The 9,158-nt window shown below is 54.9% G+C and carries 7 protein-coding genes and 1 pseudogene; all 8 read right to left on the reverse strand.

Translation table 11 applies throughout. From position 1 onward, the window contains the following. A pseudogene (locus AAC035_RS14350) lies at positions 1-1,353 on the reverse strand (DNA-directed RNA polymerase subunit beta'); the annotation flags it as partial. A gap of 79 nt (positions 1,354-1,432) precedes the next feature. After that, the gene (gene rpoB, locus AAC035_RS14355; RefSeq protein WP_339805306.1) at positions 1,433-5,509 is read right to left on the reverse strand and encodes a DNA-directed RNA polymerase subunit beta; all 4,077 of its coding nucleotides are present in this window, start codon (positions 5,507-5,509) and stop codon (positions 1,433-1,435) included. A gap of 244 nt (positions 5,510-5,753) precedes the next feature. Then, the gene (gene rplL / locus AAC035_RS14360) at positions 5,754-6,125 is read right to left on the reverse strand and encodes a 50S ribosomal protein L7/L12 (RefSeq protein ID WP_339805308.1); all 372 of its coding nucleotides are present in this window, start codon (positions 6,123-6,125) and stop codon (positions 5,754-5,756) included. Positions 6,126-6,163: 38 nt separating this feature from the next. Continuing rightward, on the reverse strand, positions 6,164-6,685 hold the full coding sequence (gene rplJ, locus AAC035_RS14365; RefSeq protein WP_339805310.1) for a 50S ribosomal protein L10: 522 nt from the start codon (positions 6,683-6,685) through the stop codon (positions 6,164-6,166). A 220-nt stretch (positions 6,686-6,905) separates the two neighbouring features. Further along, positions 6,906-7,604 carry a 50S ribosomal protein L1 gene (gene rplA / locus AAC035_RS14370; protein WP_339805312.1) on the reverse strand — a complete coding sequence of 233 codons (699 nt, stop codon included), beginning with the start codon at positions 7,602-7,604 and terminating at the stop codon, positions 6,906-6,908. Position 7,605: 1 nt separating this feature from the next. Next, on the reverse strand, positions 7,606-8,037 hold the full coding sequence (rplK, locus tag AAC035_RS14375) for a 50S ribosomal protein L11 (RefSeq protein WP_339805314.1): 432 nt from the start codon (positions 8,035-8,037) through the stop codon (positions 7,606-7,608). A gap of 117 nt (positions 8,038-8,154) precedes the next feature. Continuing rightward, a complete protein-coding gene (nusG, locus tag AAC035_RS14380) occupies positions 8,155-8,688 on the reverse strand; it encodes a transcription termination/antitermination protein NusG (RefSeq protein ID WP_339805316.1) in 534 nt (177 codons plus the stop codon). A 13-nt stretch (positions 8,689-8,701) separates the two neighbouring features. Further along, a complete protein-coding gene (gene secE / locus AAC035_RS14385) occupies positions 8,702-9,070 on the reverse strand; it encodes a preprotein translocase subunit SecE (protein WP_339805317.1) in 369 nt (122 codons plus the stop codon). Between the last annotated feature and the right edge of the window lie 88 nt (positions 9,071-9,158).

Genomic DNA, 9,158 nt, shown 5'->3' on the forward strand with positions numbered 1-9,158 from the left:
CGGGTGCAGCTGGATGGCCTTGCCTTCGATCAGAACCGGCTCAAACGCCTGGATACCCAGACGGTGCAGAGTCGGCGCCCGGTTCAGCATGATCGGGTGCTCACGGATGACTTCATCCAGAATATCCCAGACCACACCTTCCTCGCGCTCGACCATCTTCTTGGCGGCCTTGATGGTGGTCGCCAGACCGCGGTGCTCCAGCTTGGAGAAAATGAATGGCTTGAACAGCTCCAGTGCCATCTTTTTCGGCAAACCGCACTGGTGCAGGCGCAGGTAAGGACCAACCACGATAACGGAACGACCGGAGTAGTCCACGCGCTTGCCCAGCAGGTTCTGACGGAAACGACCCTGCTTGCCCTTGATCATGTCGGCAAGTGACTTCAGCGGGCGCTTGTTGGTGCCGGTAATGGCACGACCGCGACGGCCGTTGTCCAGCAGTGCGTCAACCGCTTCCTGCAGCATGCGCTTTTCGTTGCGCACGATAATATCCGGAGCGTTCAGCTCCAGCAGGCGCTTGAGACGGTTGTTCCGGTTGATCACCCGACGGTACAGATCGTTCAGATCCGAGGTCGCGAACCGGCCACCATCAAGCGGCACCAGCGGCCGCAAATCAGGCGGCAGTACCGGCAGCACGGTCATGATCATGTCGCCGGGGCGGTTGCCTGAATACAGGAACGCCTCGAGAATTTTCAGACGCTTGGTGTATTTCTTGATCTTGGTCTCGGAATTGGTCTGGGGAATTTCTTCCCGCAGCATGTCCACTTCCGATTGCAGATCAATATCTTCCAGCAGCATCTTGATGGCTTCAGCACCCATACGGGCGTCGAATTCATCCCCGAACTCTTCCAGCGCTTCGTAGTACTGCTCATCGTTCAGCAGCTGTCCGCGCTCAAGCGTGGTCATGCCCGGATCGATTACGATGAAGGACTCAAAGTAGAGGACCCGCTCGATGTCACGCAGGGTCATGTCCAGCATCATGCCGATACGGGAAGGCAGCGACTTCAGGAACCAGATGTGGGCGACCGGGCTTGCCAGCTCGATATGACCCATACGCTCACGACGAACGCTGGCCAGAGCAACTTCTACCCCGCACTTTTCACAAATGACACCACGATGCTTGAGACGCTTGTACTTGCCGCACAGGCACTCATAGTCCTTGATGGGACCAAAAATCTTTGCACAGAAAAGACCATCCCGCTCCGGTTTGAAGGTGCGGTAGTTAATGGTCTCCGGCTTTTTCACTTCACCGAAAGACCAGGAACGGATCATTTCCGGTGATGCCAGACCAATGCGGATAGCATCAAATTCCTTGCTCTGGTTCTGGCTCTTGAGAAGATTCAGCAAATCTTTCATCAGTAACAGCTCCGGATGGCGTTAATCTCGGGCGGGCACACGGTGTGTGCCCGCTCACGCTGCCAAAAAACGATTCGGCTCACTCGGATTCCAGCTCGATGTCGATACCCAGCGAGCGGATCTCCTTGACGAGAACATTGAAGGATTCGGGCATGCCCGGCTCCATCCTGTGGTCTCCGTCCACAATGTTCTTGTACATCTTGGTCCGACCATTGACGTCATCAGACTTGACGGTAAGCATTTCCTGCAAGGTGTAGGCGGCGCCATAGGCCTCCAGAGCCCAGACTTCCATCTCACCGAAGCGCTGACCACCAAACTGTGCCTTACCACCCAGCGGCTGCTGGGTAACCAGGCTGTAGGAGCCGGTGGAACGCGCGTGCATCTTGTCGTCAATCAGGTGGTTCAGCTTCAACATATACATGTAGCCGACGGTAACTGGTCGATCGAAGGTATCACCGGTACGACCATCGTACAGTGTAACCTGACCGCTGGTATCCATGCCGGCAAGCTCGAGCATATGCTTAACTTCCGCTTCCTTGGCACCGTCGAATACGGCAGTCGCCATCGGAACACCACCACGCAGATTGTTGGCCATGTCCAGAATTTCCTTGTCGGAAAGACTGTCCAGGTCAACCGCGGGCACTTCGTCGCTGTGGTTATAGATCTGATCCAGCAGCTCGCGGATTTCACCAACCTTACGCTGTTCCTGAAGCATTCCGTTAATACGCTCGCCAAGACCCTTGGCAGCGGCACCCAGATGGGTTTCCAGAACCTGACCAACGTTCATCCGCGAGGGAACACCCAACGGATTCAGCACGATATCAACCGTTGTGCCGTGCTCATCATGGGGCATGTCTTCCACCGGCATCACCGCGGAAATAACACCCTTGTTACCATGACGACCCGCCATCTTGTCACCGGGCTGAATCCGCCGCTTGATGGCAAGATAGACCTTGACGATCTTGAGTACACCCGGAGCCAGATCATCGCCCTGCTGAAGCTTGCGCTTCTTGTCATCAAAGCGATCGTCGTGCTCTTTCTTGCGCTCTTCAAGACCCTGCTCGGACTTCTCGAGCAGCTCGTTGAGCGACTCATCTTTCATCCGCAGCTTGAACCACTGATCCCGCTCAAGATCAGCGAGATACCCGGCGTCAAGCACGGCACCTTTCTTCAGCCCGGGGCCACTGATCACTTCCTGGCCGGACAGCGCCGCGGTCAGACGTTCAAAGGTGGCACCTTCAACAATCCGGTACTCATCTTTGAGGTCCTTGCGATACTGGTTAAGCTGCTCCAGTTCGATGGACAGCGCCCGCTCATCCTTTTCGATGCCATCGCGGGTGAACACCTGAACGTCAATCACCGTGCCGCGGGTACCCGCAGAAACCCGTGAGGAGGTGTCTTTAACGTCAGATGCCTTCTCGCCAAAGATTGCCCTCAGCAGCTTCTCTTCCGGTGTCAGCTGGGTTTCGCCCTTGGGCGTCACCTTGCCCACCAGGATATCGCCCGGACCGACTTCCGCACCGATGTAAACAATGCCGGATTCATCCAGCTTGGACAGCGCACTTTCACCAACGTTCGGAATATCAGCGGTAATTTCTTCACTACCGAGCTTGGTATCCCGCGCCACACAGGTCAGTTCCTGAATGTGGATGGTGGTGAAACGGTCTTCCTGTACGACTTTTTCGGAAACCAGGATGGAATCCTCAAAGTTATAGCCGTTCCAGGGCATGAACGCGATACGCATGTTCTGCCCCAGCGCCAGCTCACCCAGATCCACGGAGGGACCATCCGCCAGGACGTCACCGCGGGCAATAATGTCACCCTGCTTGACGATTGAACGCTGGTTGATACAGGTGTTCTGGTTGGACCGGGTGTATTTGGTCAGGTTGTAGATATCTACACCCGCATCACCCGCTTCTGTTTCCACATCGTGAACGCGTACCACAATCCGGCCAGCATCCACATCTTCAATCACACCACCACGACGGGCCGTAACACAGACACCAGAGTCCTGGGCTACGATCCGCTCGAGACCTGTTCCTACCAGCGGCTTGTCCGCACGCAGAGTGGGAACCGCCTGGCGCTGCATGTTCGAACCCATGAGGGCGCGGTTAGCATCGTCGTGCTCAAGGAACGGAATCAGCGAGGCCGCAACGGAAACTACCTGGCGTGGCGACACGTCCATGAAGTTAACGTTTTCCGGCGGCGTGACCGTGAACTCGTTCTGGTGGCGCACGGTTACCAGCTCATCTGCCAGACGACCACTGTCATCAAGAGCCGCACTCGCCTGGGCGATGATGAAGTTGCTCTCTTCAATGGCAGACAGATAGGTGATCTCGTCGGTGACCAGCCCTTCAACAACCTTCCGGTACGGGCTCTCAAGGAAGCCGTAGGAGTTGGTCCGGGCGTAGGTGGCCAGAGAGTTGATCAGACCGATGTTCGGACCTTCAGGTGTTTCGATAGGACACACACGACCGTAATGAGTCGGATGTACGTCACGAACCTCGAAGCCGGCGCGCTCACGGGTGAGACCGCCAGGGCCCAATGCTGACACACGACGCTTGTGAGTCACTTCGGACAGCGGGTTGTTCTGATCCATGAACTGCGACAGCTGGCTGGAGCCAAAGAACTCCTTCACCGCAGCCGCTACCGGCTTGGCATTGATCAGATCCTGAGGCATCAGGCCTTCGCTCTCGGCGAGGCTGAGGCGTTCACGAACCGCACGCTCAACACGAACCAGGCCAACACGGAACTGGTTCTCGGCCATTTCACCCACAGAGCGGATGCGCCGATTGCCCAGGTTGTCGATATCATCGACGTTACCTGACCCGTTGCGGATGGCGATCAACGTTTTCAGAACATCAATGATGTCTTCGTTGGTCAGCGTGCCGGCGCCGGTGCTCTCTTCGCGACCCAGACGGCGATTCAGTTTCATCCGGCCAACGCCAGACAAGTCATAACGCTCTTCTGAGAAGAACAGGTTATTGAACAGATTTTCTGCCGACTCTTTGGTGGGCGGCTCACCAGGACGCATCATCCGGTAAATCTCGACCAGCGCCTCAAGTGGCGTACGGGTCGGATCAATACGGACGGTGTCGGACATGAACGGGCCACAATCGAGGTCGTTCGTGTACAGGGTCTCGACATCGGTAACACCGGCAGCAAAGATTTTCGCCATCACTTCTTCGGTGATCTCGGTGTTACACTCGACCAGCACTTCCCCAGTCTTGGTATCGATCATATCCCGGGCAATGACGCGCCCGTAGAGGTATTCGGTCGGAACCTCCAGTTCGTTAATGCCGGATTTCTCCAGTTGCCGAATATGTCGCGCGGTAACCCGGCGACCTTCTTCGACAACGACGTTGCCTTCCTTGTCCTTGATGTCGAAGGTAGCAATGTCACCACGCAGACGACTGGGCACCAACTCAAGTTTGGAAACCTCTTCGCCGATGGCAAACTTACTGGTATCAAAAAACATTTCCAGCATCTGCTCGGAAGTGTAACCCAACGCCCGCAGCAGAATACTCGCCGGCAACTTGCGGCGGCGATCGATACGAACAAACACAGAGTCTTTCGGATCGAACTCGAAATCGAGCCATGAACCACGGTAAGGAATCACCCGGGCAGAATAGAGAAGCTTGCCGGACGAGTGGGTCTTACCCTTGTCATGGTCAAAAAACACACCAGGTGAGCGGTGGAGCTGGGAAACAATTACCCGCTCGGTACCGTTAACAACAAAGGTACCGTTTTCAGTCATCAAGGGCATTTCGCCCATGTAGACTTCCTGTTCCTTGATGTCCTTGATGGCTTTGTTCGACGACTCACGGTCGTAGATGATCAGCCGGACCTTGACGCGCAGGGGTGCGGCGTAAGTAACGCCCCTCAGCTGGCATTCCTTGACGTCGAATACCGGCTCGCCAATGCGGTAGCTCACGTATTCAAGCGCCGCGTTGCCAGAATAACTGACAATCGGGAATACGGATTTGAATGCTGCATGCAGACCAGTTTCCTGGCGTGCGTCAGCGGCGGCTTCCATTTGCAGGAAGTCCCGATATGAATCCAGCTGAATAGACAGCAAATAGGGGACATCCATCACGGAAGGCAATTTACTAAAATCTTTGCGAATCCGCTTTTTCTCAGTATAGGAGTAAGTCATCTGCATTCCCCAGCTTTAGACCTGATACCTGGTATCAAGAAGCAACCATTTACCTGCTTCGGGGCCGAGTTGCTCGGCGTACTGCGCCGTCTTGAACAAGACACTGGCTGTAGGTGACGAGCGCAGAGCTATTAAGTCTAGCAGCTGCACTCATCTCTATAGCATATACAACAGAAAAAGGCCGGTGACTTGCAGCCACCAGCCCATCCACGCTCAGAGCGCGGAACCGGTCATAAACCGGCGATTACTTAAGCTCAACAGAAGCGCCTGCTTCCTCAAGCTTCTTCTTGGCTTCGTCAGCGTCAGCTTTGGAAGCGGCTTCCTTGATCGTGGAAGGAGCGCTATCAACCATTTCCTTGGCTTCTTTCAGGCCCAGGCCGGTCAGTTCACGAACTGCCTTGATGACGTTAACTTTCTTCTCACCAGGACCGGTCAGAATAACGTCAAATTCAGTCTGTTCTTCAACAGCTTCAGCAGCAGCGGCAGCAGGAGCAGCAGCAACAGCGGCAGCAGCAGATACGCCGAACTTCTCTTCCATAGCTTCAACCAGCGCTACAACATCCATAACGCTCATTTCAGCAATTGCATTCAAAATATCGTCTTTAGACAGAGCCATGACTTTCTCCGAAATTTAAAAAATGGTGTTCAACAGAATCAAGCAGCTTCTTGCTTCTGGTCCCGGACTGCAGCGATAACACGCGTAATTCTTCCTGGAACGTCGTTCAGGGTGCGTGCCAGCTTGGTAACCGGTGCCTGTGTAACGGCGGCCAGCATCGTCAGCGCTTCGTGGCGCGTCGGCAGCTTGGCCAGGCGATCGATCTGTTCTGGGCCCATCAGCTCACCGCCGACTGCCAGACCTTTGATCTCGAACGCTTCCTTCTCTTTTGCAAAGTCCTTCAGCAGCCTTGCAGCCGCGCCGGGATCTTCCATAGAGAACGCCAGAATTGTCGGACCGATAAGTGCTTCTTTAATGCACTCAAACTCGGTACCCGCAACCGCAAGTTTCGCCAGATTGTTGCGAACAACCTTCAGACGAACATTTTCGGCACGAGCCTTGGCACGAAGCGCAGTCATGTCACCAGAGGTGTAATCGGCCAGCACGACGGACAGGGCACCACCGGCAGTCTCGTTGACTTCAGCGACGATCGCCTTCTTGTCTTCGAGTCTAATTGCCACTGGATTTCTCCTCGATTTCGCCGGGTATCCGGCAAACCCATCATTGCCCTTTCGGGCGCCTAACGGTGTTTGGGTTCAGAGAGAACGTCTTCACACCGTCTGCGCAGGCGTTGCTTTAACCTTTATGCCTGCTCCCGTATTGCGAGAACAGACTCCAGGGCCTGCGGTCTTTGACAGCCTTGGCTTCCGCCCAGACTACAAAGTTACTGCTGACCTGTGATCAGATATTCAGACCACTCTGGTCAACAGTCAGGCCAGGCCCCATTGTCGAAGAAACCGTTACCTTTTTGAGGTAAACGCCCTTGGACGATGCAGGCTTGGCCTTTTTCAGGTCTACGATCAGCGCTTCAAGGTTTTCCTTGATGGCTTCTGCAGAGAATTCAACGTTACCGAGCGGCGCGTGGATGATGCCGTTCTTGTCGGTACGATAACGAACCTGGCCCGCCTTGGCATTCTTAACGGCGGTTTCGACGTCCGGTGTCACGGTACCAACCTTCGGGTTGGGCATAAGGCCGCGGGGGCCCAGTATCTGACCCAGCTGACCAACGACACGCATGGCATCCGGAGTGGCAATAACCACATCGAAGTCCATGTTGCCTTTTTTGACTTCTTCAGCCAGATCGTCCATGCCGACAATGTCTGCGCCAGCGGCTTTCGCCTTCTCGGCGTTAGCACCCTGGGTAAAGACGGCAACACGAACTGTACGGCCGGTACCGTGGGGCAGCACAGTGCTGCTGCGAACGACCTGGTCGGATTTACGTGCATCAACACCAAGGTTGATCGCAACATCTACCGACTCACGAAATTTGACCGCAGCACCCAACTCGGCGAGAAGAGCTACAACTTCATCTATGCTGTACGCACGGGTGGAGTCTACTTTTTCACGAATTTGCTTCTGACGTTTGCTCAGCTTGGCCATCTTACAACCCCTCCACATTCAGGCCCATGCTACGAGCGGTACCGGCAATGGTCCGCACAGCGGACTCAAGATCGGCAGCCGTCATGTCAGGCTCTTTGGTATTGGCAATTTCTTCAAGCTGGGCGCGGGTCACGGTGCCGACTTTTTCAGTATTAGGGCGACCGGAACCACTCTTGATGCCCGCCGCTTTCTTCAGCAGAACGGCAGCCGGAGGCGTCTTGGTAACAAAGGTGAAGCTGCGATCACTGTAAACTGTGATCACGGTGGGAATTGGCAAGCCAGGTTCCATACCCTGAGTCTTGGCATTGAATGCCTTGCAGAATTCCATGATATTCACGCCACGCTGACCAAGTGCCGGGCCAACGGGGGGACTCGGGTTGGCCTGACCGGCAGCAACCTGAAGCTTGATATAAGCGTCGATCTTCTTCGCCATGATTCACTCCTGATGGGTTCGAACGCCTTTCGGCTCCCCTGTATTTACCACTGCTAACAGCAGACAGAAAAAGCCCGCTTCACCACTGGTGAGCGAGCCCGGTTCCAAAATCGCAAATCAGTCTTTTTCGACCTGCCCGAATTCCAGCTCCACCGGAGTTGAGCGACCAAAAATAAGAACAGCGACTTTGACACGACTCTTGTCGTAATCAACTTCCTCAACAACACCGTTGAAATCCGCAAACGGACCTTCAACGACGCGAACAACCTCACCCGGCTCGAACAGGGTTTTCGGCTTGGGCTTATCAGCGCCGCTTTCCACGCGACGCAAAATCGCATCCGCTTCTTTTTCGGTAATAGGCGCCGGACGATCCTTGGTTCCGCCAATAAAGCCAAGAACGCGCGGTGTATCTTTCACCAGGTGCCAACTCGCGTCCTCCATTTCCATCTGGACGAGGACGTAGCCCGGGTAAAACTTACGCTCACTCTTGCGCTTCTTGCCGTCTCTCATTTCAACGACTTCTTCAGTCGGAACGAGAATATCCCCGAACTTGTCTTCCATACCGTGGAGCGCAACGCGCTCTTTCAGGGTACGCATGACATGCTTCTCGAATCCGGAGTATGCCTGAACCACAAACCAGTGCTTTGCCATTACCTGCCCCTGACTATCCGATGAAACCCTGAACCAGGAACGCAATCAGCGAATCCATACCCCACAGAATAAGCGCGACCACGAGCACAAAGACCACAACAATTATCGTGGTCTGAATCAGCTCGGGACGTGTAGGCCAGACAACCTTGCGAATCTCTACCCGCGCTTCCTTGAGCAGGATTGCAAAGCGACGACCACGATCGGTCTGAAGCGCGACAAATGCTGCCACCAGCGCCAGAACAACCAGCGCAAGTGCACGATACAACACTGACTCGCCACTAAAGTACTGATTACCGACAACACCTGCGGCAATCAAAATAAAAACAACCAGCCACTTGAGCGTATCAAGGCGGCTGGTCGACTGTTGGGCTCTTGACTCCATAGGAATCAGCTTATGTATCCAGACGTTAAAATAATGGCAGGCCAGGAGGGAATCGAACCCCCAACCTGCGGTTTTGGAGACCGCTGCT

It is taken from the genome of uncultured Marinobacter sp. (assembly GCF_963974375.1).
In the GTDB taxonomy this organism is placed as follows: Bacteria; Pseudomonadota; Gammaproteobacteria; order Pseudomonadales; family Oleiphilaceae; genus Marinobacter.

What these genes read in the sequence shown, in the direction of transcription:
- nusG (WP_339805316.1), bottom strand. Translation starts at nt 8,688, where the DNA reads ATGGCAAAGCACTGGTTTGTGGTTCAGGCATACTCCGGATTCGAGAAG.
- rplK (WP_339805314.1), bottom strand. Translation starts at nt 8,037, where the DNA reads ATGGCGAAGAAGATCGACGCTTATATCAAGCTTCAGGTTGCTGCCGGT.
- secE (WP_339805317.1), bottom strand. Translation starts at nt 9,070, where the DNA reads ATGGAGTCAAGAGCCCAACAGTCGACCAGCCGCCTTGATACGCTCAAG.
- rpoB (WP_339805306.1), bottom strand. Translation starts at nt 5,509, where the DNA reads ATGACTTACTCCTATACTGAGAAAAAGCGGATTCGCAAAGATTTTAGT.
- rplA (WP_339805312.1), bottom strand. Translation starts at nt 7,604, where the DNA reads ATGGCCAAGCTGAGCAAACGTCAGAAGCAAATTCGTGAAAAAGTAGAC.
- rplL (WP_339805308.1), bottom strand. Translation starts at nt 6,125, where the DNA reads ATGGCTCTGTCTAAAGACGATATTTTGAATGCAATTGCTGAAATGAGC.